The sequence below is a fragment of the Pantoea sp. AG702 genome, assembly GCF_003182295.1.
Lineage (GTDB): Bacteria > Pseudomonadota > Gammaproteobacteria > Enterobacterales > Enterobacteriaceae > Pantoea > Pantoea ananatis.
Genome location: NZ_QGTU01000002.1, coordinates 118,836 through 141,728 on the forward strand (window position 1 = coordinate 118,836; position 22,893 = coordinate 141,728).

A 22,893-nucleotide genomic window follows, 5' to 3' on the forward strand; every position below is an offset into this window, starting at 1 on the left:
GCGGAGAAAACACGGGCGTTATTGCCCGGGTCGCGAGCATGCCGTATCAGCCGCGTCGATGGGCGCGAGTGCCCCGCAGGCCAGATGGACTGCGGGGCAATGGCGGGCATGCCCGCAAAGCGATTAATCGACGCCTTTTACCAACAGTACGCGATAAGTCGCGCCCTTCAGGCGGTGCTGTTTCGCCTCCTGATATTCCGGGCTGTCATACCAGGCATGGGCGGCGTCGGTGCTCGGAAATTCAATAATCACCACACCTTCCGCCTCGGGGCCTTCCAGGGTTTCCAGATCGCCGTAAAAGGCTAATGGCTTGATGGGATGGTTGCCATGGGCTTTGCCGGCTTTATCGGCGTAAGTCACCATTTCATCCTGATCCAGGGTGTTGTCACGAATAAATACGACGTAAGCGCTCAACGTTTTTCTCCTCAGGCTTGCTTGTCTTGGGTTTGCGTATCAAAATCCGATGCGTCATGGCGCTCGCGCAGCTGATCGGCGGGTTCGCCCATCACACGGTTTACCTTGCGGCCGCGCATAACGGCCGGACGCAGGGCGATCTCTTCGGCCCAGCGCACCACATTTTTGTAGGACTGAAGATCGAGGAATTCTGCCGCATTGTACTGGTTATACAGCACCATGCTGCCGTACCACGGCCAGGTGGCGATATCGGCGATGGTGTAATCGTCACCCGCCAGATAACGGTTATCGGCAAGCTGACGGTCCAGCACGTCAAACTGACGTTTGGCTTCCAGTGAGAAGCGGTTGATGGCGTATTCAATCTTTTCTGGCGCGTAATGATAGAAGTGACCAAAGCCGCCGCCAAGGTAAGGGGCAGAGCCTTGCAGCCAGAACAGCCAGTTCAGCGTTTCGGTGCGTTTGGCCGGATCTTTCGGCAGGAAATAACCGTATTTTTCCGCCAGATAGAGCAGGATGTTACCGGATTCAAATACGCGAATCGGTGGTGTGGCTGAATGATCGCACAGTGCCGGGATTTTGGAGTTGGGGTTGATCTCAACAAAACCGCTGCTGAACTGATCGCCTTCACCAATATTGATTAACCAGGCATCGTACTCTGCATCGTTCACGTTCAGCGCCAGCAACTCTTCCAGCAGAATAGTGACTTTCTGGCCGTTAGGCGTGCCCAGAGAGTAAAGCTGCAGCGGATGCTTACCAACCGGCAGGGCTTTTTCATGGGTTGGGCCAGCGGTAGGGCGGTTAGTTTTGGCACCATTACCTTTCGCTTCCGGGTCCCACTTCCAGACTTTAGCGGGCTGATAGTGTTGTTCAGACATGATGAGGTTCGCCTTTTTGTGTTTGGAGTTTTCACGAGTGTAGCAGTTGCCAGCGCGCTGGTTTAACCCTGGTGGCGGTGACTTTGTATCGCTTTACTACAGCGCTCAAGACAGCTTTACCGCCAGTGCGAAGAGATTTTCCCCACACAAATCACATTTATGACGCCTGAGCAATGCTAAGCTAAAACGGTTTAGTAAAATTTAGCTTTATCTGCGTAGGAGAGAGGTATGTCAGCACGAGTCTGGTGTCTGGGTGATGCCGTGGTGGACCTGCTTCCGGACGGGCCGGGGCATTTAATACAGTGTGCAGGCGGGGCGCCCGCCAATGTGGCGGTGGGCATTGCCCGCTTACAGGGCCGCAGCGGGTTTATTGGCCGGGTTGGGGACGATCCTTTTGGTCACTTTATGCAGCACACGCTGGCGACTGAACAGGTTGATACCCGCTATATGACGCTGGACAGCGCCCAGCGCACCTCAACGGTGGTGGTGGCGCTGGATCAGGAAGGTGAGCGGACTTTTACCTTTATGGTGCGCCCCAGTGCAGATCTGTTTCTGGAACAAGGCGATCTCCCCAGGTTTGAGCAAGGTGAATGGCTTCACTGCTGCTCAATTGCCCTGGCGGCAGAACCTTCGCGCTCCACCACCTTTTCTGCCATGCAGCAGATCAGCGATGCCGGTGGCTTTGTGAGCTTTGATCCCAATATTCGTCACGATCTGTGGCACGACGATGCCCAACTGCGGGACTGTGTGAACCGGGCGTTACAGCTGGCCGATGTGGTCAAGCTGTCTGAGGAAGAGCTGGCTTTTCTGACGCCGGCTGCGCAACACGCTGACAGCATGCAGGCGCTGGCGGAACGCTTTGCGATTAGCCTGCTGATGGTCACCCAGGGCAAGGCCGGAGTGAAAGTCTGGCATCAGGGTAAACATTATCACTATCCCACGCTGCCTGTGGTGAGCGTGGACACCACCGGCGCAGGGGATGCGTTTGTCGCCGGGCTGCTATGGGGGCTGGCGGAAAAGGGGATGCCCGCTACTGAGGCCGAGCTGGCGGCACGACTCAGCAGCGCACAGCAGTGTGGGGCGCTGGCGACGACGGCAAAAGGGGCGATGACCGCGTTGCCTTATCGTCACCAAATTGAAGGATGATATCCCGATAACGCCACGATGCACTGACCGGCAACCCTCGCCTGTGTCCGGTCAGTCAGCGGGTGCAGCCCCGAACGGGGTCGGCCGCTCATCCAGCGGGCCTGTCATCACTAAAGGGGACAGCGCCCGTTACCTCAGGTCGGGCAGAGCGATCAGCCCCTGTCCACGCTGATGACCCGGCCGCTCAGGGTGAACCGCCTGCCGGCATAAAGCGTGGTCGGGCTTTGTCTGTCACCGCAACGCAGGTTTTACTGTTGCCCCATCATGCCGAGCCTTTTCGCGCATTGATCTGTTCCCGCGGCCATCCGCCCGTTGTCAGCGCTCCCCGTTCGCGCATCCTGACCGGGGCCGGCAAGACAGCGACCCCGCTCATAAATCTCACTGCCGATCCCGCTTTGCTGTGAGGCAGTTCACTCATTCGCCCTTCGTTGCTTTACATCCCCATTCCGGCCTCGTAATGTCATCTTAATGTGAGCGGATAACAATTTTATGCAGGAGACTGCCATGACCCTGGACAGAGATTCATTAGCGGCCGTACTCGCCCGGCGCGACTGGGAAAACCCCGGCGTCAGCGAACATAACCGGCTGGAAGCCCATCCGCCGTTTTACAGCTGGCGCAGCGCTGAGGCGGCCCATAACAACGCGCCATCGGCGCAGCGAAAAAGCCTGAGCGGCGAATGGACGTTTGCCTTTTTCCCTGCGCCCGAGGCGGTGCCGGATAGCTGGCGCACCCAGGATTTGCAGGCGGCAGCGACGATTACCGTGCCGTCAGTCTGGCAAATGCAGGGCTATGATGTTCCGATTTACACCAATGTTACCTATCCCATTCCGGTTGATCCCCCGCGCGTTCCGGCTGAAAATCCTACGGGATGTTATTCGCTCACATTTAATGTGGATGCAGACTGGCTGCAACATGGACAAACCCGAATTATTTTTGACGGCGTGAATTCAGCCTTCTATCTCTGGTGCAACGGACGCTGGGTGGGCTACGGGCAGGACAGCCGCTTGCCGTCTGAATTTGATCTGAGCGAATTTCTGCGCGAAGGTGAAAATCGCCTGGCGGTGATGGTGTTGCGCTGGAGCGATGGCAGCTATCTGGAAGATCAGGATATGTGGCGCATGAGTGGTATTTTCCGCGATGTTTCCCTGCTGCATAAGCCTGCCAGCCATCTTCGCGATCTGCGCATTCGTACGCATTTCAATGACGATTTCAGTCGTGCGCGGCTGGAAGCTGAGGTGCGGGTTGCTGGAGCACTGGATGAAGATTTACGGGTCAGCGTGCAGCTCTTCGCGGGTGACACGCTAACCGGAGAAGCGACGTCGCCCTTGGGCAGCGCGATTATTGACGAGCGCGGCGCGTGGAACGATCGGACAACGCTGTGCATCAACGTTGCCAACCCTGCGCTGTGGAGTGCGGAAACGCCGCATCTCTACCGGGCGGTTGTGCAGTTACACCGGACGGACGGTACGCTGATTGAGGCGGAGGCCTGCGACGTGGGATTCCGGCACGTCAGCATCGAAAATGGCCTGCTGCTGCTCAACGGTCAGCCACTGCTCATCCGCGGCACCAACCGCCACGAGCATCATCCTGAACGCGGTCAGGTGATGGATCGTGACACTATGGTGCAGGATATTTTGCTGATGAAGCAGAATAACTTCAACGCGGTGCGCTGCTCCCATTACCCTAACGATCCCCTGTGGTATAGCCTGTGTGACCACTACGGCTTGTACGTCGTGGATGAAGCCAACATCGAAACGCACGGCATGGTGCCGATGAATCGCCTGAGCGACGATCCCGTCTGGCTTCCCGCCATGAGCCAGCGCGTCACGCGCATGGTGCAGCGCGATCGTAATCACCCCTGCATTATTATCTGGTCACTGGGTAACGAATCGGGCCACGGTGCTAACCATGATGCGCTCTACCGCTGGCTGAAAAGTGAAGATCCTTCCCGCCCGGTCCAGTACGAAGGTGGCGGGGCCAATACCGCAGCGACCGATATTATCTGTCCGATGTATGCGCGGGTCGATGAGGATCAACCTTTCCCGGCCGTGCCGAAATGGTCCATTAAAAAATGGCTGTCTATGCCAGGCGAGCAGCGTCCGCTTATTCTCTGTGAATATGCTCATGCCATGGGAAACAGCCTTGGTGGCTACGCAAAATACTGGCAGGCATTTCGTCAGTATCCTCGCCTGCAGGGCGGTTTTGTCTGGGACTGGGTCGATCAGTCGCTCATAAAATATGACGATAACGGCGAACCCTGGGCTGCCTACGGTGGCGACTTTGGTGATACGCCTAATGATCGCCAGTTCTGCATGAACGGGCTGGTCTTTGCCGACCGGACGCCCCATCCCTCGCTCTACGAAGCCCGCCATGCGCAGCAGTTCTTCCAGTTCAGGCTGCTACCGGGCAGCGAGCGCACGCTGGAAGTGACCAGCGAATACCTGTTCCGCCACAGTGATAATGAAATCCTGCACTGGTCGGTGGCTCAGGATGGCAACCTGCTGGCCGCCGGTGAAGTCACGCTGGATATCGCGCCACAGGGCCGCCAGCAGATCGCACTCCCGGAGGTGCCGCTGCCTCAATCTTCAGGCCAGCTCTGGCTGACGGTGCGGGTGGAACAGCCTCAGCCGACGGCCTGGTCAGAAGCCGGTCATATCAGCGCCTGGCAGCAGTGGCCACTGGAGGCGATCCTGAATGTGGCCCTGCCGCCTCAGGCGGCGAGTGCGCCACAGCTCAGCCGCGGCGAAGACACCTTCAGCGTGGCGGTGAACAACCAGCGCTGGGCATTCAGCCGTCAGCAGGGCGTGCTCACGCAGTACTGGATCGACGATCAGCCGCAGCTCCTGTCGCCGCTGCGCGATCAGTTTACCCGTGCGCCGCTGGATAACGATATCGGCGTCAGCGAAGTCACGCGCATCGACCCTAATGCCTGGGTCGAGCGCTGGAAAGCGGCGGGGCACTATCAGTCTGAGGTCACTACCCTGCAGTGCACCGCCGAAGCGCTCTCCGACGCCGTCGTGATCAACACCGTCCATGCCTGGCAGTTCCAAGGCAAAACGCTGTTTATTAGCCGTAAAGTGTACCGTATTGATGGATTTGGCGAGATGGCGGTGACGGTCAACGTGGAGATTGCGAGCGGCACGCCTTATCCGGCACGCATCGGTATGAGCTGTCAGCTCACCCAGATCGTCGAGCGAGTGAACTGGTTAGGCCTGGGGCCGCATGAAAATTACCCGGATCGCCTGACCTCTGCCTGCTTCGACCGCTGGGATTTACCGCTGAGTGAAATGTACACTCCGTATGTTTTCCCCACTGAAAACGGCCTGCGCTGCGGCACGCGTGAACTCAACTATGGTGCGCACCAGTGGCGTGGCGATTTCCAGTTCAACATCAGTCGCTACAGCCAGACACAGCTGATGGAAACCTGCCATCGCCACCTGTTACGGCCTGAGGCGGGCACGTGGCTCAATATTGATGGCTTCCACATGGGCGTCGGCGGAGACGATTCCTGGAGCCCGTCGGTATCACCGGAATTCCTGCTCAGTGCAGGACGTTACAGCTACCAGTTTATCTGGGGGCAACAAAAATAATGAGCGGGCAGGCTCGCGCCTGCCTGACTCTCGCGTAAGGACGTCCAATATGTACTATTTAAAAAACACGAATTTTTGGCTGTTTGGTTTTTTCTTCTTCTTTTACTTTTTCATCATGGGTGCCTATTTCCCGTTCTTCCCCATCTGGTTGCATGATATTAACCATATCAGCAAAGGGGATACTGGCATTATTTTTGCCAGTATTTCGTTGTTTTCTCTGCTGTTTCAGCCGCTGTTTGGCCTGTTGTCCGATAAGCTCGGCCTGCGCAAACACCTGCTGTGGGTTATCACCGGTATGCTGGTGATGTTCGCACCTTTCTTTATTTACGTTTTTGGGCCGCTATTACAGGTGAATATTCTGGCGGGCTCGATTGTTGGCGGTATTTACCTGGGTTTTATCTACAACGCCGGGGCACCCGCGATTGAAGCGTACATTGAGAAAGTCAGCCGCCGCAGCAATTTTGAATTTGGCCGGGCGCGCATGTTTGGCTGTGTAGGATGGGCCTTGTGCGCCTCCATCGTCGGGATCATGTTCACCATCAATAACCAGTTTGTGTTCTGGCTGGGGTCGGGCTGTGCCGTGATTCTGGCGCTGCTGCTGTTCTTCTCCCGTACCAGCACATCGTCATCCGCGACGGTTGCGCAGGCGGTGGGAGCGAATCACTCGGCGTTCAGCCTGAAGCTGGCGCTGGAGTTGTTCAGGCAGCCAAAACTGTGGTTTTTATCCCTGTATGTCGTCGGCGTGTCCTGTACCTATGACGTGTTCGACCAGCAGTTTGCTAACTTCTTTACCTCATTCTTTGCCACAGGCGAACAGGGTACGCGGGTATTTGGCTATGTGACCACCCTGGGTGAATTACTGAACGCGTCCATCATGTTTTTTGCTCCGCTGATCGTTAACCGCATTGGCGGCAAGAACGCTCTGCTGCTGGCAGGCATGATCATGTCCGTGCGTATTATCGGTTCCTCCTTTGCCACCACGGCAGTGGAAGTGGTGATTCTTAAAACGCTGCACATGTTTGAAATCCCTTTCCTGATTGTCGGCTGCTTTAAATACATCACCAGCCAGTTTGAAGTGCGCTTCTCCGCCACCATTTATCTGGTGTGCTTCTGCTTCTTCAAACAGTTAGCGATGATATTCATGTCGGTTCTGGCGGGTAACATGTATGAAAGTATTGGCTTCCATGGCGCCTATCTGGTGCTAGGCTCTATTGCGATGGCCTTTACGTTGATCTCCGTTTTCACTCTGAGCGGGCCGGGACCGCTGACGCTGTTACGTCGTCAGGCTGCCTGATCCCTTCCTCAAGACAACCGGACAGGCGTCATGACGCATCCGGTTGTCTGCTTGCCGACCGCGTTTTTTTCATCACGTCATTCCCCCTTTTCGCCTCGTCGCCGCTTCGTTTTGCGAACTGTCTCACATTCATAAAATCGGTTTAGCAAATTACTTTGCCTGAAAATACATCGATGAATATCATCCGAAAACTAAAACGGTTTAGCAAAAGACAGCATCACTACCCTTACCTTTTCTGGGATGTAAAACGATGAATAAAAAGGCACTTGCCGTAACCGTTGGGCTGCTACTGAGCGCGGGGCCGGTTCTGGCAGCAGAACCAAGCATGAGCAGTATTGAAGCACGGCTGGCGGCACTGGAGCAGCGGTTACAGGCCGCGGAGCAGCGGGCGAATGCGGCAGAGAATCGCGCAGAAGCCGCAGAAAAACAGGCGCAGCAGCTTGCCCGCGCACAGCAGAAAAGCCAGGCCACCGCGACGCAGGTTGAACAGCGCACGGCGAAGCTGGAGCAGAAAGCGAGCAGTGAAGACGGCTTCGAATTTCACGGATATGCCCGTTCCGGGCTACTGATGAACAGCTCGGCGACCAAAACTCAGGGCGGCCCGACCGTGACGCCTGCCGGGGAAACCGGCGGGCACGTCGGCCGCTTAGGTAACGAACCTGATACCTATGTAGAGCTGAATCTGGAACATAAACAAACGCTGGAAAACGGTGCAACGACCCGCTTCAAGGCGATGCTGGCCGACGGTCAGCGCACCTATAACGACTGGACGGCATCCAGCAGCGACCTCAATCTGCGTCAGGCTTTTGTCGAGCTGGGCCAGCTCCCAACCTTTACCGGCGCGTTCAAAGACACGACCGTCTGGGCGGGTAAACGCTTTGACCGGGATAATTTCGATATCCACTGGATCGACTCCGATGTGGTGTTTCTCGCCGGTACCGGAGCAGGTATTTACGACATGAAGTGGAGCGATCAGGCCCACAGCAACCTGTCGCTTTACGGACGAACCTTTGGCGATATCGAGAACAACGACAACACCGCACAGAACTATATTCTGACGGCTAACAACTTTTACGGCCCATTCCAGCTGATGCTGAGCGGCATGCGGGCGAAAGATAACGACGACCGGCTGGATGTGAACGGCCTGAAGGTGAAGGGCGATGCCGCGAATACCGGGTTACATGCGCTGGTGGGGCTGCATAACGACAGCTTCTATGGCCTGCGCGAAGGTTCAGCGAAAACGGCCGTGCTGTACGGTCACGGCTTAGGTGCAGAGGTAAAAGCTATCGGTTCAGACGGGGCACTGTTACCGGATGCCGATACCTGGCGGCTGGCCAGCTACGGGATTACCCCGCTGGGCGGCGGCTGGCATATCGCCCCGGCGGTGCTGGCGCAAAGCAGTAAGGATCGTTACGTCAAGGGCGACAGCTATCAGTGGGCCACCGCCAACATGCGCCTGATTCAGGGGCTGACCGAGAACTTTGAAATGCAGTACGAAGCTACCTATCAGTATATGGATCTGCGGCCAGAGGGCTTTAATCAGCGCAGTGCGGTCAACGGTAATTTCTACAAACTGACCGTTGCGCCTACGCTGAAGGCCAGCAACGTGGGTGAATTCCTCAAACGTCCGGAAATTCGCCTTTTTGCCACCTGGATGGACTGGGACCACCGACTGGATAACTACGCGCGCGGCGATGCCTTTGGCAGCAGCGGCTTTGAAGCGGGCGGTGAGTGGAACTTCGGCGTACAAATGGAAACCTGGTTCTGATCAGTCGGCCCTGCGGGGCCGTTTCAGCCGGGCCGACACTATTACATGATAAAACAGAGGTTTTTTATGGATTTCGTACAAATCTCCCGTGCATTACTGCCGTTGCTGGGGGGCAAAGAGAATATTGCCAGCGCGGCGCACTGCGCGACCCGGCTCCGGCTGGTGCTGGTCGATGACGCCAAAGCGGATACCAGCGCGATCGGTAAAATCGACGGGGTAAAAGGCTGTTTCCGTAATGCCGGACAGCTGCAGGTGATTTTTGGCACCGGGGTGGTCAACAAAGTCTACGCCGCCTTTGTCGCCGAAGCCGGGATCAGTGAATCGAGTAAATCTGAAGCCGCCGATATCGCGGCCCGCAAGCTCAATCCTTTCCAGCGCATCGCCCGTTTGCTCTCGAATATTTTCGTGCCGATTATTCCGGCCATTGTCGCGTCCGGCCTGCTCATGGGCCTGCTGGGCATGGTCAAAACTTATGGCTGGGTGAACCCGGAAAATGCCCTGTATATCATGCTGGATATGTGCAGTTCGGCGGCGTTTATTATTCTGCCGATCCTGATCGGCTTTACGGCAGCACGTGAGTTTGGCGGTAACCCGTTTTTGGGGGCGACGCTGGGCGGCATCCTGACCCATCCGGCGCTGACCAATGCCTGGGGCGTGGCGTCCGGGTTCCACACCATGAACTTCTTTGGGATTGAAGTCGCGATGATCGGCTACCAGGGCACGGTGTTTCCGGTGTTGCTGGCCGTGTGGTTTATGAGCCTGCTGGAAAAACAGTTACGGCGCATCATCCCTGACGCGCTCGACCTGATTCTGACGCCGTTCCTGACCGTAATTATTTCTGGCTTTGTGGCGCTGCTGATTATTGGTCCGGCGGGGCGTGCCTTGGGTGATGGCATCTCCTTCGTGCTCAGCACGTTGATTGCTCATGCTGGCTGGCTGGCCGGATTACTGTTTGGCGGGTTGTACTCCGTTATCGTGATTACTGGCGTGCATCACAGTTTCCACGCCATTGAAGCGGGCTTGCTGGGTAATCCTTCAATCGGCGTCAATTTCCTGTTGCCGATTTGGGCGATGGCCAACGTGGCGCAGGGCGGTGCCTGTCTGGCGGTGTGGTTTAAAACCAAGGATCCTAAAATCAAAGCCATTACCTTGCCTTCAGCCTTTTCGGCCCTGCTGGGCATTACCGAAGCCGCCATCTTTGGTATCAACCTGCGCTTTATGAAGCCGTTTATTGCCGGACTGATCGGTGGTGCCATCGGCGGTGCCTGGGTGGTTTCCGTTAAGGTCTATATGACCGCAGTGGGGCTGACTGGCTTACCCGGCATGGCCATTGTTCAGGCCAGTTCGCTGCTGAATTATATTATTGGTATGGTGATCGCCTTTAGTGTCGCCTTTGTCATCGCTTTCCTGCTCAAGTACAAAACGGATTCTGAATAATGGCCCTGAAAAACCTGCTCCCCGCCATGCTTAAGGCGGTAATGAAAGGCCAGCCCAGGGCGCGGGAGGACAGCCACTATCCGGGCTGGCACCTGGCGCCAGTTACCGGGCTGCTTAACGATCCCAATGGCTTTATCCACTTCAACGGACAGTACCATCTGTTCTATCAGTGGAATGCCCTGGCCTGCGAGCACAAGCACAAATGCTGGGGCCACTGGCGTTCAGCGGATTTACTGCACTGGGAACACGAGCCGGTCGCGCTGTTGCCCGATGAAGAGTATGACCGCAGCGGATGCTATTCCGGCAGTGCGGTGGACAACAATGGCGAGCTAACCCTATGTTACACGGGGAATGTTAAATTTGAGGGCGGCTCACGTACCGCCTGGCAGTGCCTGGCCGTGCAGAACGGTGAGGGCGGATTCGACAAGCTGGGGCCGGTTATCCCGCTGCCTGAAGGCTACACCGGTCATGTCCGTGACCCCAAAGTCTGGCGGCATGGCGGGTACTGGTACATGGTGCTGGGCGCGCAGGACGCGCAGTTACAGGGCAAAGTCCTGTTACTGCGCGCCAGCGATCTGCGCCACTGGGAGAACCTGGGCGAAATAGCGGGAAGTGGCCTGGGCGGATTAGGCGCGGCGGGCTATATGTGGGAATGCCCTGACATGTTTACCCTGGGAGCCTCGACGTTTCTGATCTGCTGCCCGCAGGGCATTCCCCGGGAAGAGAAGCGCTATCTGAATACCCATCCCTGCGCATGGCTCAGCGGTACGCTCGACTATGAGAACGCGCATTACTCGCACGGTGCCTTTAATGAACTGGATGCCGGCTTTGAGTTTTATGCCCCGCAAACCACGTTAACCCAGGACGGGCGCAGGCTGCTGGTGGGCTGGATGGGCGTGCCGGACGGCGAAGAAATGCGCCAGCCTACCGTGGCGTTTGGCTGGATTCATCAGATGACCTGTATACGTGAGCTGACCGAGCGGGACGGGCGGCTTTATCAGCAGCCGGTGGCCGAGCTGCAGGCGCTGCGGCTGGACGAGCAACGCTATCGCGGGCCTGCGGATGGCGCACCGGAGATGGCGGCCCGACGTCTTGAGCTGGTGCTGACGTCCGGCGGCGATATCACGCTGGACTTTGCTGATACGCTCCGGCTGAGCTGGCATCAGGAGACGCTTTGTCTGGCACGCCGCAGTCTGGAAAACGGCGAATGGCTTTATCGTCACTGGTGCGGTAGCGCGCGCAAACTGCATATTCTGTGCGATCACTCCAGCGTCGAGATTTTTATCAATGACGGCGAAGGCGTGATGAGTAGCCGCTACTTCCCGCAGCATCCTGCCCGTTTACGCCTGAGTGGCAGCGCAGAAGTCACTGCCTGCTACTGGTCGTTACGATCCTGCATGGTAGAATAAGCCCTTGTTTCCTTGAACGAAGCACCGACGTGAAAAAAACAAAGCGCGTGACCATCAGTGATATCGCTGCGCTGGCCGGGGTGTCAAAAGCCACGGCCAGCCTGGTGCTCAACGGGCGCGGTAAAGAGCTGCGCGTGGCAGAAGAGACGCGCGAACGCGTGATGTCTCTTGCGCAACAGCACCATTATCTACCCAGTATCCATGCCCGTCTGCTGCGCGAAAACCGCAGCCATACGTTAGGGCTGGTGGTGCCGGAGATCACCAACTACGGTTTCGCCGTTTTCTCTCACGCGCTAGAGAACCTTTGCCGTGAAGCCGGGCTACAGCTGCTGATCTCCTGTACCGATGAAAATGCCAGCCAGGAAACGCTGGTGGTTAACAACCTGGTCTCGCGTCAGGTTGATGGCCTGATCGTCGCCTCAAGCCAGCAGAGCGACAGCGACTATCTGAAGCTGAGTGAACAGCTGCCGGTCGTGCTGTTTGACCGCCACGTGAATAACAGCAGTTTGCCGCTGGTGATCACCGATTCGATTACGCCGACCGCCGAGCTGGTAGAGCGCCTGGCGCGTGCTCATCCCGATGAGGTCTATTTCCTGGGCGGGCAGCCACGACTGTCGCCGACCAAAGATCGTCTGGCCGGCTTTATGCAGGGGCTGGAGCGGGCGGGAGTAAGTCCCCGGCCGGAATGGATTATTCAGGGCAACTACCATCCCAGCAGCGGCTATGAAATGTTTGCGGCCCTGTGTGCCCGTCTTGGCAGGCCACCTAAGGCGCTGTTTACCGCCGCCTGCGGTTTGCTGGAAGGGGTGCTGCGCTATATGAGCCAGCACCATCTGCTGGAGAGTGATATTCACATAGCCAGTTTCGACGATCACTACCTGTATGATTCGCTGTCACTGCATATCGATACCGTAGAACAGAACGTACCGCGCCTGGCGCAGGAGTGCTTTTCCGTGATTAGCCAAATGATCCAGGGGCATGAACCGGCGGACAGACAGATTATCTTGCCCGCCAGGCTGCGCTACCGTTCATCTCTGGCGCGTTAACGCCGCTTACCGACAGGCGGCCAGATCGGCCATCTGCTGTTTATCAGGCAGGCCAACAATCTGTTGCAGCTTTTGTTCATGATTCAGGTAGTAGATAGCGGGCGTGCCGTTGGCCCCTAACGCCTGCATCTGCGCCTGGTTATGCTGAATCTGATCAAACAGCGCGCGCGGCGTGCTGTCTGGGAAGGCCGGCTTATTTTTACCCTGCGAGCGTTCGAAATCCTGCCAGGCTTTAGCAGGATCGGCCGCCGCGAGAATGGCAGACGCGTAGCGTCCGCTCTCGGGCTTAAGAATGCCGACAAGCTGGGTTTTGATGCTGAGCGAGTTATTTTGTACCAGCGGCTGCACCTGCTGCCAGAAGGTCCGGCAGTAGGGGCAGAACGGATCGGCAAAGACCACGACCTGACAGCGGGCTTCAGCGCTTCCCTCCTTGATGCCCGGCATGGCCTGCAGTTGCTTCCACATGGCACGTCCGGCGGGCAAATAAATTTCATCATTGATGATTTTTTCGCTGAGGTTATTGCCCTGCGCGTCATACATATAGCCCGAAATCGCATGCTGACCATCTGGCGTCAGGTAAATGGTGACGCCGGTTCCCTGATATTGACCCAGCCAGCCCTGAACCCCGCCGGGTGCCTTAAAGGGTTTGATGATTTCCACGCCCTGCTTTTCAATTTGCTGGACGGGGGCGGGCAGCGTAGCCGCCTGGGTCGTGCTGCTCAACAGCAGTGCGGAAACCAGTATCCTGAACGTTTTCATTAATCCCTGTCTCTTAACGTCGTGATGAAAGTGAGGCGGTGCGGCTGTCGAGCCACTCAAAGAGCAGCATGCCTGCCAGCATGGCGATCAGGAACACTGAGCCCTTAAGCACTCCGCCGCCGAGCAGCACCAGCGCCGGACCGGGGCAGATGCCTGCCAGCCCCCAGCCAATCCCGAACAGCATAGCCCCTGCGATCAGTTTTTTATCCAGCGCGCGCTGGCCGGGCAGATGAAAGGTTTCGCCAAAGACCGGACGCTCACGTCGGGAGGCCAGCCAGAAGGCCACCAGCCCGACGGTAATCGCGCCGCCCATCACCAGCGCCAGAGAGGGATCCCAGGCGCGGGTAATGTTCAGAAAACCCAGAACCTTGGCCGGGTTCGCCATGCCGCTGACGATTAAGCCCGTGCCAAATAACAGCCCACTAAGCAGAGAAAATAAAACGGCCATTGTTCCTCCTGATATTCACCCGTGGCCCATCACGCCAACGGTCAGCATGGCGGTTAACATAAAGACCAGCGTCGCCACCAGTGAGCGCAGTGACAGCCGCGATAATCCACATACGCCGTGACCGCTAGTGCAGCCCGAGCCCAGGCGAACACCCAATCCCACCAGCACGCCGGCGAGTACCAGACGTCCCCATGACGCTTCAGTTTCAATGGCGGGCAGGGCGCTGAACAGCTGGAACACCAGCGGCGACAGGACCAGACCCGCAATAAAGGCCAGCCGCCAGGGCTTGTCTGATGAGCGGCGTTTAAGCAGACCGCCCAGAATGCCGCTGATACCGGCTATGCGGCCACAAAACAGCACCAGCATGCCCGCCGCCGCGCCAATCAGCAGCCCGCCCACCAGGCTTTGCAGCGGCGTAAAATGAATCAGGTCAATATGCATTATCCCCCCTTCCCAGTGCAGTGCTTACGTCATGCGTTAAAAGCGGTTTAGCGGGATTTTCAGATAGCGCTCGCCATCGCTCTCGGGTTCAGGTAACCGTCCGCCGTTGATATTGACCTGCAGTGCCATCAGCATCAGTTCAGGAAGCGGGAGCGTGGCATCACGCTGCTGCCGCCGGGCAATAAAATCCTGTTGATGTTGATCAACCACCCACGGATTGTTTTCCCGCTGCTCACGTACCGTGCTTTCAAACTGCACGTCGCGCCCGTCAGGGCGATAATCATGACCGGTAAATAAACGTGTGTCGTCAGGTAACTGCAGAATGCGTTGCAGGCTGTCCCATAATACGGCAGCGCTGCCGCCGGGGAAATCAGCCCGCGCTGTGCCGCTGTCGGGCATAAAAAACGTGTCGTGGATAAAAGCACAGTCGGCGATGTGATAGGTCACCGACGCCAGCGTGTGGCCGGGAGATAAAATGACTTCACCCCGCAGATTGCCGATGTAAAACACCTCGCCGTCCCTGAATAAGGTGTCCCAGATTTTCTCAGCTGGCGTCAGACCGGGCAGGTTATAGAGAGTTTGCCACAGCCTTTGCACCTCAGTGACCTTTTCACCGATGCCGGTAGGCGCACCGGTTTTCCCGGCCAGCCAGGCGGCGGCAGAGAAGTGGTCGGCATGAGGATGGGTATCCAGAACCCACGCAACCTGCCAGTTTTTTTGCTGAATAAAATCCAGTATGCGTTGGGCCTGCTGAAAGGATACCGCTCCCGAGCGGCGATCAAAGTCCAGCACCGGATCGATGATGGCGCAGCGCCGGGTTTGTCCGTCAGCAATCACATATTGCAGGCTTCCGCTCTCCGGTTCATAGAAATGGTACACCTCTGCCTGAGGCGGATGGCGCAGCCTGTTTGCATACCAGGCCAGGGGCTTATCGGCATCGGCACCAAACTGTTGGCAGGTAGCCCGAAATTCGGCCTCATCTATCCGGCCTTCGCGTAACTCATGCAGTAAAAACAGGCTAAGCGATCGCGCACCACTCCGACAGTGTGCAAAGATTTTTGCACCGCGTTTAACCCGACGATGAAAAGCCTCAACGTCTTCCCAGCTCAGCGTGTCAAAGGTGAAGGGCATGTAGACGTAGTCCATGCCCAGTTGCTCAGCCAGCGCCTTTTCCTGCTGATGAGGCAGAAAGGGGCCTTCTTCCTCATCAGGCCGATTATTAACCACAACGTCAAAGCCCAACTGGTGCAACTGGCTGAAATCCTCTGCAAGTGGTGCATCGGAAAACGCGATTTGCGCATTAAAATGGCGGATATTCATAACCTGTTCCCGTTTATTCAGAGATTTTTAAGCAACATGTAGCAGGCCATCACGATCAACATGGCTGAAAAGACGGCATTGATCGCGCGCGCATTGTGTTTCAGCCGGCTGGCCACCGCGACACCGACTAAGCCGCCCAGCAGGCCGCCAGCAATGAGGTAGATTGTCATCACCACAGAGACTTTGCCCGCCAGGGCATAGCTTGCGCTGGTCGAGATCCCCATGGCGAACACCACCATCAGCGAGGTTGCTATCGCCTCCACCATGGGTAAGCGGAACAACCAGACAAGCGCGGGCACCACTAAAAATCCTCCTCCGATGCCCATAAATCCGGCCAGTATGCCCAGCAGCAGTACGCTTCCCCAGACGATAGCGGGGGCAAAGTGCCTGTCTGGCGCGGAGGCACCGGGCAAAGGAGACTGTTTTCTCAGCATCATCAGCGCCACGCTGAACATCAAAAGGGAAAACGGCAGTAGCAGGTATTGTCCACTGACGATTTTTCCCAGTTCGGCTCCGAGCAGTGCGCCGCAGACCGCCACAAGAGAAATTCTCGCACCCGTTGCCCATCTGACATTGCCTTTACGACTATGGGCAAACAGATTGATCAGGGCGCTGACCGCCACCGCAATGGCGCTGGTGCCGATGACCCGATGCGTGTCGGGTACCTTCACCAGATACAGCAGCAGCGGCACGCACATGACCGATCCGCCGCCGCCGGTCAGCGCCAGAAAAAAGCCTACGGCGATGCCTGTTACAATTAACAGGCTCACCGTGAGGGCTGAAAAATGGGTGAATTCCTGAATGATCATTTTCATTCCTGGCGTTATTTTTACGCTATTAAAGAGGTCGTAAAAATGACTGTCAACTCATTATTTCTTTTTGCTATATCATATAGCTAAATGTTATAATAGGTTTTTTTTATAACTTTAAAGTCTATTGATTTGCTTTATATCTGTGCTGCTATCCACTACGGTTAAATGAAAGGGAGGCCTGCATGAATGATAAAAATAATCCCCATCACCCGCATCTTGTTGTTATTGGTGGTGGCTCAGCTGGAATTGGCGTCATCGCAAGTATTAAGAAACGCATTAAAAACATCAAAATAACGCTAATTGAGCCAAAGGAAGAACATGATTATCAACCTGCCTGGACACTGGTGGGTGCCGGATTATTTTCCGCTGAAAAAACCCGAAAACGCATGAGTGACGTTATTCCGTCGGGCGTGAACTGGATTCAAGATGCCGTGACGCATGTTTCACCTGATCTGAAATATATTGAAACAGCGACAGCCCAAAAAATAGGTTACGACTATCTTATTATCGCCAGCGGTCTGATGCTTCGTTGGGATAAAATCAAGGGCCTGAGTGAAACCCTGGGCCGCAACGGCGTAACGTCAAACTACCGATACGATTTGGCGCGCTATACATGGGAACTGGTGCAAAACCTGAAGCAGGGAAAAGCCATTTTTACCCAGCCAGGGATGCCGATAAAGTGCGCGGGTGCGCCGCAGAAGGCGCTCTATCTCTCCGCCGATTACTGGCTGCGACGGGACCGTCTGGCACAGATCAACATTCAGTTCTGCCTGGCAGGTCAGGTCGTTTTTGGCGTGCCCGAATTTGTTCCGCCGCTGAAGGCCTATCTGGAGAAATATCAGGCGCAGGTCAATTTTGGACATACGCTTACTGCCGTTGATGGAATCAATAAGCAGGCGACGTTTACTCTCACCGATCCCGACGGCAGCACGCGTGACGTCACCCTGCCGTTCGATATGCTCCATGTTGTCCCGCCTCAGGCTGCGCCAGACTTTATTGCCGAAAGCGGTCTGGCGGATGCTGCAGGCTGGTGTGATGTCGATAAAGAAACGCTGCAGCACAGCCGCTGGCCCGATATTTTTGCTTTGGGCGATTGCTGCTCAACGCCGAACGCCAAGACGGCCGCAGCGGCGCGTAAACAGATCGTGGTCGTGGCCGAAAACCTGAGGCAGGTCGTTAACGGGGCGATCCCGCAAACGCGTTACGATGGCTACGGTTCGTGTCCGCTCACCGTGGAGAAAGGCAAAGTCGTGCTGGCTGAGTTTGGTTATGGCAACCGCCTGCTGCCGACCTTTCCGCTCCATTCAGCCCGTCCCAGCCGCGCAGCATGGTGGCTAAAGGCCTGGTTTTTACCGCGCTTTTATTGGGCTGGTATGCTGCGCGGTATTGAGTGGTTGGCCAAAAGTAAACCCCTGTAGTGAAGGCCGTTCAGGGGCGAACGTATAAAGCGCCCCGCGACTGCTGTTCAATAATGTAGGTTATGGCGGCGGGCACGACGCGAAAGTGGGATGGCAGCATGCTGACGTCAATATTTTGTGCCCGGAGGGCGTTATTGCAGAGTAACAGCGTCACGCTCGGCGCATTCTTAAGGGCATCTGAAATCGTCCTGCCAGTCACATCACCTGCCGCGTCGCCATTAAAAACGATGGCGATATCCCCGTCAAAATCCTCTTCTTTAAGCAGATTGCCAGCATTAGCCAGGGCGTGAGCAATGCGATTTTTATCAGGTACATGCAAAATGATTTTCATTCTGGGCCTCAGGTTGTTATCGCGACGGGCGAAAAACGAATGGCTCAGAATAAAACAGCGTGAGGATCGGATAAATGTGATGAGTGAAAGAAAATATGTCGTCGACGATGGTTTCTAAAAAAAGAAAAATAGCGGCTCTGATAAATTCGAAATTGCTGTGTGCGTCTTTTTTTAAAAAAAAAAGAGGGGTTCCCCTTTTAATAGCTAATTATTTTTTCAAATTTTCAGGGAAATTGGCAGGTAATTCACTCGCCGCGCAGGCTATCACGTCATCGTTATTTTTTCCCGCATCGTGGACAAAGGTGATAGTCGCGAACTCATCAATGACTTCTATTGGATAAGTCGGGCCGGCATCGCGGTACTGCGCCATTTCGTCCAGATGATCGTTCTGGAAGCAGACGGTGCGTTCAGGATTATTCATGACCCAGCGCGGGAAGAAGATGGTGCCATGAAACAGCTTGTCGCCCAGGTTGGCAATCAGGCTGACACTGGTGCCGGTCGGTTCAGTCCAGGACACTTTATAGATGTCTTCACCGACGCAGACAATATAGACATGCTGGTCTTTCACCCAGCGGTTGCCCACCATGCCGCTATGAATACGGTAATCGACGGTGTCTTCGTTTTTAATATACAGCTCGTAATTCCAGCCATTGTCATAGGTATAAACCAGATGTTTACCGATGAAACCGTCAAGATTGTGTTTGTCGAATTTGCTCATTATTTGTTCTCCTCTGTGGTTGAAACCAGCTTACCCATTCACTTTGTGAATTAAAAACGCTAATTTATGATGAAATTGATTCAAAAATTGGATGGGTTATGCATAAAACCACACTGGAGCAGTGGAGCCTGTTGGACAAGGTGGTGCGAGAGGGCAGTTTTGCCAGAGCGGCGAGTCTGACCAACCGCAGTCAGTCATCCGTCAGCTATAACCTTGCTATGTTGCAGCAGCGCATAGGGATTACGCTGTTACATGCAGAGGGGCGCAAGGCGGTGCTGACGCCCGCAGGCGAGTTGCTGCTGGCGCAGGTGCGCCCGCTACTGAAAGCTTTTCATTCACTGGAGGCGTTTGCGGGATCAATACGCAGCGGCGTCAGAACAAAGCTGGATCTGGTGGTTGACAGCATCTTTCCGCGTCGCCGACTGTTTTCCGTCCTTAAGGCGTTTCAGCAATGCCATCCTCATACTCAGATCAACCTGACCGAGGTGCTGGAAACCAACACCGATTACGCCGAGGCCGACGTGATGGTGGTGACCCAGCGCCAGGATATGGCCGGGCGGGGAGAGTGGTTGATGAATGTGGATTTCGTCGCCGTGGCGCACTGCGACCATCCCTTGCATCAGCATGGCGGCATCCTGGATGAAGAACGGTTGGCACAGTATCCGCTGATTCGCATTGCCGACCGGGAACATTTCACCGTGCAGGATGAGAGCAGCAATGGCGATTACTGGTCGTTTTCGACTATTGAGGCGGCGGTAGAGGCGGTGGTGCACCAGGTGGGTTATGGCTGGATCCCCTTCGAGCGCATCGAACATGAACTGGCGCAGGGAACACTAAAAATATTGCCTTTACAGCACGGCGTTCGTCGTGCCACCCCGCTGCACTTACTGATTAAGAAAGATATCCTGACGCTGGATCCACAAATTGTTACCCTGCTCGATCTGCTGAAAAACGCCACCCGTTCGTGACAGAGGGATCGCGATGAGGAACGCGTCTTCAGGGGCTATTTGTCACCGTTCAACGCAAGGAGCAGGGCATCCAGCGAATCTGGCGCGTGCGGATATCCGTTTTTTACCTCCTTAACGTCCCAGGACATTGCATCCTCAAGGCAATAATCGGCTGCACACTGCAACGCGAGGTCTTCATCTAACAGCCCAATCGGTAGCCAGATCAGGGGGCGGCCGCGCAACAGGTTCGGCACCGTCGAGCCACAGTGCCTGCAGAAGTCATTACGGTATCCCTGCGGGCGACGCCAACTGCTGATATCGGCTTCACCGGCCAGCCAGCTAAACTGATCGGCATGAACCAGCGTGGCCAGGTTATGGCCGGTACCGGTCTGACGGCGGCAAAGCGAACAGTGACAGCGGTAAAAATGGCTGGGTTGTTGAGCCAGCTTGAAAACGACCGTTCCGCATAAACAACGTCCAGAAATCATCCTTTTTTCCCTGAATGCGCCAACCCTAAGGCGATGTTTAGTGTGCCCGCTTTTTGGCCCAGTAAGCCATAAAGTTAATCGCGTCGCGATCGACGCCGCGCTCCCCTATCAGGTGGCGGCGTAATAGCTTCACCACGGTCGATTCGGCCGCTACCCAACCGTAAAATTCCGTATTGCGGCCCTGAGCACGGTCCCACAGCAATTCGCCTTCTGCCTCTTCCTGCACGTCCTGCTGGCGGCCGCCATCGGGAACGTTAACCCGGGATTTTATTGCCTCAACCAGGCATTCCCCGTGTGAAGCAAATGCAGGTTTTCGCGGCAACCAGACGATGTCGGCAAAGGTATAGGCGTGCAGATCGACGCAATCTTCCGCATCCGGGACTTCAAAAAAGGCCTGAACCCGAGGCGGATTTTCCTGTCTGGACAGTCTTTCCAGAATGCCTTTCGCCGCGGGTAATGCGGTTTCATCGGCAATCAGTAACGCATTACGCAGCGCATCCGGTGGCGTCCATTCATATCCGCCGCTGTCAGATTCACAGGCCGCATTGGGCGCAACGATCACCAGGCCGTCACCCGGTTCAGCATTGATTGCCCAGGCCGATGCCGGGCCTTCCGTACCGTGGCTGACAAACTCAATCGTCAACTCCTGGCGCTCAGGATCGAGATGACGCAGCGTATAGGTGCGCAACAGCGGACGCTTCTCTTTTGGCAGCGACAGAATGGTCTGGTACCACTCGCCATCATTGGGAAGCGCAGGCATGCTGCCATCTTCCGCCGGCAGCAAAATTTTGATCCGCTGATCGGGCGCGTCAGACTTCATCTGCGCCACGTCAGGCCCGTTGAACACCAGGCTCAGCATTGAGGGAGAAAGATGACGCTTGCGTGCCAGTTTTACGTCAAACAGGCGGTAGCTATGGGCTTCAGCCATCGTCGTTCCTTTTGGTTAATGAGCCGATAAGGTTGAGCGGCGACGTGCACGCCAGATCACACCTGACATCGCCACGAACAGCAGGGCAGCGCTGAATGCGGCAGCGATCAGCGCCGTTGCGCCCTGTGACTGCGACACCAGGGGAACCAGCAGCGCGCACAATCCGTAGCCTAAGGTATGGCTGGTGGCTATCCAGCCGGCACCGGCACCGTCTGCCAGCCTGTCATTTAGCAGCAGCTGATAAGCCGGCGTACCCAGTGCAGCACCAAACGAAAGCAGGGCACAGCCGGTGTAAAACAGCCAGAGCGGTGTGCTCAGCATCATCGCCAGACCCAGAGACATCAACAGCCCTGCGCTCAGCAACAGCGCAAGCGGCGTCAGTAACTGGGGTCGCAGTACCATAAACTGGGCGCCCAGTGAGGCGATGGCCGCCACGCTCAGCAGCCAGGCAACCTGATGGCTGATTGCGGCGGTATCACCGGTAAACTGTCTGGCCAGTGCCGGGGATAAGCCCAACTGCATCAGGCTCACCGTGGCCGCCAGCAGCAGAGCGCACAGCAGATAGGGCAGACAATCGATGCGCAGGCGGGCATTCCTGCGCGCCACCGCAGGCTGTGGCTCGGTACCGCGCAACGGCAACAACATAGCCAGCGCCAGCAACGGCGCAACGACCAGTAACACCAGCGGTGCCATCGGATGAATAACTAACATTCCGGCAGCGCACAGCGGGCCAAACAGCCTGCCGCAGCTCAGACCGGAGCTGATGGTCGCCAGCGCCGTCATGCGCTTGCCTTCACCGGCACGGTTTAGCGCCCAGACCTGGCACGCCGGAACCATCGCCGATACCATCAGGCCATAAATCACCCGGGCAATAATTAATATACCTAATCCAATCGGAGCACTGACCGCCCGCGTGGAAAGAAGTGCGCAGCCCATAGCGAGTAGCAAAAAACTTGCGCCATAACCGGCCAGTGACCAAAGCACGACCGGTTTGCTGCCGAGACGCGCAATCTGTTTTCCCCACCACGGCGATGAGGGCAAAAACAGCATAGAGCCGAGCGTTAACAATCCCGCCCAGACCGAAAGACTTAAACTGGTCTGCGCAACCAGCATCGGGATAGCCACCAGCAAACCATTCTGTCCGACGCCCAGCAGTCCGGCGCTTAATGCTAAAGGCCAGTTAGGTAAGGCTTTTTGTGGCGTAGCGGTCAGTTCAAGAGATGTCACAATGTTGCTAACCCGTATCTTTGTTGTATGTATTTGTAAAATTTATTCCGCCAATTCTAACAATTGTCGTTGATAA

At 56.1% G+C, this 22,893-nt stretch carries 21 protein-coding genes; 9 read left to right on the forward strand and 12 right to left on the reverse strand.

Going from position 1 to position 22,893, the window contains the following annotated elements; translation table 11 throughout:
• Positions 1 to 123: 123 nt before the first annotated feature.
• Positions 124 to 414, reverse strand: a complete 291-nt coding sequence (locus DFO57_RS06920; RefSeq protein ID WP_013024228.1) for a DUF1330 domain-containing protein — start codon at positions 412 to 414, stop codon at positions 124 to 126.
• Positions 415 to 425: 11 nt separating this feature from the next.
• Positions 426 to 1,289 (reverse strand): glutathione-dependent disulfide-bond oxidoreductase, encoded by an 864-nt coding sequence (yghU, locus tag DFO57_RS06925; RefSeq protein ID WP_013024229.1) that lies wholly within the window; start codon positions 1,287 to 1,289, stop codon positions 426 to 428.
• A gap of 228 nt (positions 1,290 to 1,517) precedes the next feature.
• On the opposite strand from yghU, the gene DFO57_RS06930 reads away from it, so the two are divergent.
• The 7 genes from DFO57_RS06930 (at position 1,518) to DFO57_RS06960 (ending at position 12,980) form a co-directional block, all read left to right on the forward strand.
• Complete coding sequence (locus DFO57_RS06930) at positions 1,518 to 2,435, forward strand: aminoimidazole riboside kinase (protein WP_110015202.1); 918 nt, start codon at positions 1,518 to 1,520, stop codon at positions 2,433 to 2,435.
• A 504-nt stretch (positions 2,436 to 2,939) separates the two neighbouring features.
• A complete protein-coding gene (locus DFO57_RS06935) occupies positions 2,940 to 6,026 on the forward strand; it encodes a beta-galactosidase (RefSeq protein ID WP_110015203.1) in 3,087 nt (1,028 codons plus the stop codon).
• A gap of 49 nt (positions 6,027 to 6,075) precedes the next feature.
• A complete protein-coding gene (locus tag DFO57_RS06940) occupies positions 6,076 to 7,320 on the forward strand; it encodes an MFS transporter (protein WP_014606902.1) in 1,245 nt (414 codons plus the stop codon).
• A gap of 250 nt (positions 7,321 to 7,570) precedes the next feature.
• Positions 7,571 to 9,088, forward strand: a complete 1,518-nt coding sequence (locus tag DFO57_RS06945; RefSeq protein ID WP_014606901.1) for a carbohydrate porin — start codon at positions 7,571 to 7,573, stop codon at positions 9,086 to 9,088.
• Between the two features lie 66 nt (positions 9,089 to 9,154).
• Positions 9,155 to 10,525, forward strand: a complete 1,371-nt coding sequence (locus DFO57_RS06950; RefSeq protein WP_013024234.1) for a sucrose-specific PTS transporter subunit IIBC — start codon at positions 9,155 to 9,157, stop codon at positions 10,523 to 10,525.
• A complete protein-coding gene (locus tag DFO57_RS06955; RefSeq protein WP_110015204.1) occupies positions 10,525 to 11,934 on the forward strand; it encodes a sucrose-6-phosphate hydrolase in 1,410 nt (469 codons plus the stop codon). The genes DFO57_RS06950 and DFO57_RS06955 overlap by 1 nt, the downstream gene beginning before the upstream one ends.
• A 29-nt stretch (positions 11,935 to 11,963) precedes the next feature.
• Complete coding sequence (locus DFO57_RS06960) at positions 11,964 to 12,980, forward strand: substrate-binding domain-containing protein (RefSeq protein ID WP_013024236.1); 1,017 nt, start codon at positions 11,964 to 11,966, stop codon at positions 12,978 to 12,980.
• 6 nt (positions 12,981 to 12,986) lie between these two features.
• Here the strand turns inward: DFO57_RS06960 and dsbG are convergent, their stop codons facing one another.
• The 5 genes from dsbG to DFO57_RS06985 are packed head-to-tail and all read right to left on the reverse strand — an operon-like array spanning position 12,987 to position 16,757.
• Positions 12,987 to 13,739 (reverse strand): thiol:disulfide interchange protein DsbG, encoded by a 753-nt coding sequence (gene dsbG / locus DFO57_RS06965; RefSeq protein ID WP_014595108.1) that lies wholly within the window; start codon positions 13,737 to 13,739, stop codon positions 12,987 to 12,989.
• A 13-nt stretch (positions 13,740 to 13,752) separates the two neighbouring features.
• The gene (locus DFO57_RS06970; protein WP_110015205.1) at positions 13,753 to 14,187 is read right to left on the reverse strand and encodes a DUF6691 family protein; all 435 of its coding nucleotides are present in this window, start codon (positions 14,185 to 14,187) and stop codon (positions 13,753 to 13,755) included.
• Positions 14,188 to 14,202: 15 nt separating this feature from the next.
• Positions 14,203 to 14,628, reverse strand: coding sequence for a YeeE/YedE family protein (locus tag DFO57_RS06975; protein ID WP_072137749.1), 426 nt, complete (start codon positions 14,626 to 14,628; stop codon positions 14,203 to 14,205).
• 36 nt (positions 14,629 to 14,664) lie between these two features.
• Positions 14,665 to 15,948, reverse strand: coding sequence for a bifunctional sulfur transferase/dioxygenase Blh (blh, locus tag DFO57_RS06980; protein ID WP_110015206.1), 1,284 nt, complete (start codon positions 15,946 to 15,948; stop codon positions 14,665 to 14,667).
• A gap of 17 nt (positions 15,949 to 15,965) precedes the next feature.
• Positions 15,966 to 16,757 (reverse strand): sulfite exporter TauE/SafE family protein, encoded by a 792-nt coding sequence (locus DFO57_RS06985; RefSeq protein WP_029570883.1) that lies wholly within the window; start codon positions 16,755 to 16,757, stop codon positions 15,966 to 15,968.
• Between the two features lie 185 nt (positions 16,758 to 16,942).
• Between DFO57_RS06985 and DFO57_RS06990 the strand changes: the two genes are divergently transcribed.
• Entirely contained in the window at positions 16,943 to 18,178 is a 1,236-nt protein-coding gene (locus tag DFO57_RS06990) for an FAD/NAD(P)-binding oxidoreductase (RefSeq protein ID WP_105079046.1), read from the forward strand.
• A gap of 10 nt (positions 18,179 to 18,188) precedes the next feature.
• On the opposite strand, the gene DFO57_RS06995 is transcribed toward DFO57_RS06990, so the two are convergent.
• Positions 18,189 to 18,509: a hypothetical protein gene (locus DFO57_RS06995; RefSeq protein WP_013024243.1), complete on the reverse strand. Its 321-nt coding sequence runs from the start codon at positions 18,507 to 18,509 to the stop codon at positions 18,189 to 18,191.
• A 208-nt stretch (positions 18,510 to 18,717) separates the two neighbouring features.
• Positions 18,718 to 19,227 (reverse strand): phenolic acid decarboxylase, encoded by a 510-nt coding sequence (locus DFO57_RS07000; RefSeq protein WP_015701223.1) that lies wholly within the window; start codon positions 19,225 to 19,227, stop codon positions 18,718 to 18,720.
• Positions 19,228 to 19,325: 98 nt separating this feature from the next.
• On the opposite strand from DFO57_RS07000, the gene DFO57_RS07005 reads away from it, so the two are divergent.
• On the forward strand, positions 19,326 to 20,195 hold the full coding sequence (locus tag DFO57_RS07005; RefSeq protein WP_105079527.1) for a LysR family transcriptional regulator: 870 nt from the start codon (positions 19,326 to 19,328) through the stop codon (positions 20,193 to 20,195).
• 35 nt (positions 20,196 to 20,230) lie between these two features.
• On the opposite strand, the gene DFO57_RS07010 is transcribed toward DFO57_RS07005, so the two are convergent.
• The 3 genes from DFO57_RS07010 to DFO57_RS07020 are packed head-to-tail and all read right to left on the reverse strand — an operon-like array spanning position 20,231 to position 22,817.
• Entirely contained in the window at positions 20,231 to 20,662 is a 432-nt protein-coding gene (locus DFO57_RS07010; protein WP_105077052.1) for a GFA family protein, read from the reverse strand.
• A gap of 37 nt (positions 20,663 to 20,699) precedes the next feature.
• The gene (locus DFO57_RS07015; protein WP_015701219.1) at positions 20,700 to 21,590 is read right to left on the reverse strand and encodes a siderophore-interacting protein; all 891 of its coding nucleotides are present in this window, start codon (positions 21,588 to 21,590) and stop codon (positions 20,700 to 20,702) included.
• Positions 21,591 to 21,605: 15 nt separating this feature from the next.
• Positions 21,606 to 22,817, reverse strand: a complete 1,212-nt coding sequence (locus DFO57_RS07020) for an MFS transporter (RefSeq protein ID WP_015701218.1) — start codon at positions 22,815 to 22,817, stop codon at positions 21,606 to 21,608.
• Positions 22,818 to 22,893 lie beyond the last annotated feature (76 nt).

Coding starts and splice junctions, on each gene's coding strand:
- DFO57_RS07000 (WP_015701223.1), bottom strand. CDS start 19,227: ATGAGCAAATTCGACAAACACAATCTTGACGGTTTCATCGGTAAACAT.
- DFO57_RS06935 (WP_110015203.1), top strand. CDS start 2,940: ATGACCCTGGACAGAGATTCATTAGCGGCCGTACTCGCCCGGCGCGAC.
- DFO57_RS06985 (WP_029570883.1), bottom strand. CDS start 16,757: ATGATCATTCAGGAATTCACCCATTTTTCAGCCCTCACGGTGAGCCTG.
- DFO57_RS07010 (WP_105077052.1), bottom strand. CDS start 20,662: ATGATTTCTGGACGTTGTTTATGCGGAACGGTCGTTTTCAAGCTGGCT.
- DFO57_RS06970 (WP_110015205.1), bottom strand. CDS start 14,187: ATGGCCGTTTTATTTTCTCTGCTTAGTGGGCTGTTATTTGGCACGGGC.
- DFO57_RS06945 (WP_014606901.1), top strand. CDS start 7,571: ATGAATAAAAAGGCACTTGCCGTAACCGTTGGGCTGCTACTGAGCGCG.
- yghU (WP_013024229.1), bottom strand. CDS start 1,289: ATGTCTGAACAACACTATCAGCCCGCTAAAGTCTGGAAGTGGGACCCG.
- DFO57_RS06975 (WP_072137749.1), bottom strand. CDS start 14,628: ATGCATATTGACCTGATTCATTTTACGCCGCTGCAAAGCCTGGTGGGC.
- DFO57_RS06930 (WP_110015202.1), top strand. CDS start 1,518: ATGTCAGCACGAGTCTGGTGTCTGGGTGATGCCGTGGTGGACCTGCTT.
- blh (WP_110015206.1), bottom strand. CDS start 15,948: ATGAATATCCGCCATTTTAATGCGCAAATCGCGTTTTCCGATGCACCA.
- DFO57_RS06950 (WP_013024234.1), top strand. CDS start 9,155: ATGGATTTCGTACAAATCTCCCGTGCATTACTGCCGTTGCTGGGGGGC.
- DFO57_RS06995 (WP_013024243.1), bottom strand. CDS start 18,509: ATGAAAATCATTTTGCATGTACCTGATAAAAATCGCATTGCTCACGCC.
- DFO57_RS07015 (WP_015701219.1), bottom strand. CDS start 21,590: ATGGCTGAAGCCCATAGCTACCGCCTGTTTGACGTAAAACTGGCACGC.
- DFO57_RS06955 (WP_110015204.1), top strand. CDS start 10,525: ATGGCCCTGAAAAACCTGCTCCCCGCCATGCTTAAGGCGGTAATGAAA.
- DFO57_RS06940 (WP_014606902.1), top strand. CDS start 6,076: ATGTACTATTTAAAAAACACGAATTTTTGGCTGTTTGGTTTTTTCTTC.
- dsbG (WP_014595108.1), bottom strand. CDS start 13,739: ATGAAAACGTTCAGGATACTGGTTTCCGCACTGCTGTTGAGCAGCACG.
- DFO57_RS06990 (WP_105079046.1), top strand. CDS start 16,943: ATGAATGATAAAAATAATCCCCATCACCCGCATCTTGTTGTTATTGGT.
- DFO57_RS07005 (WP_105079527.1), top strand. CDS start 19,326: ATGCATAAAACCACACTGGAGCAGTGGAGCCTGTTGGACAAGGTGGTG.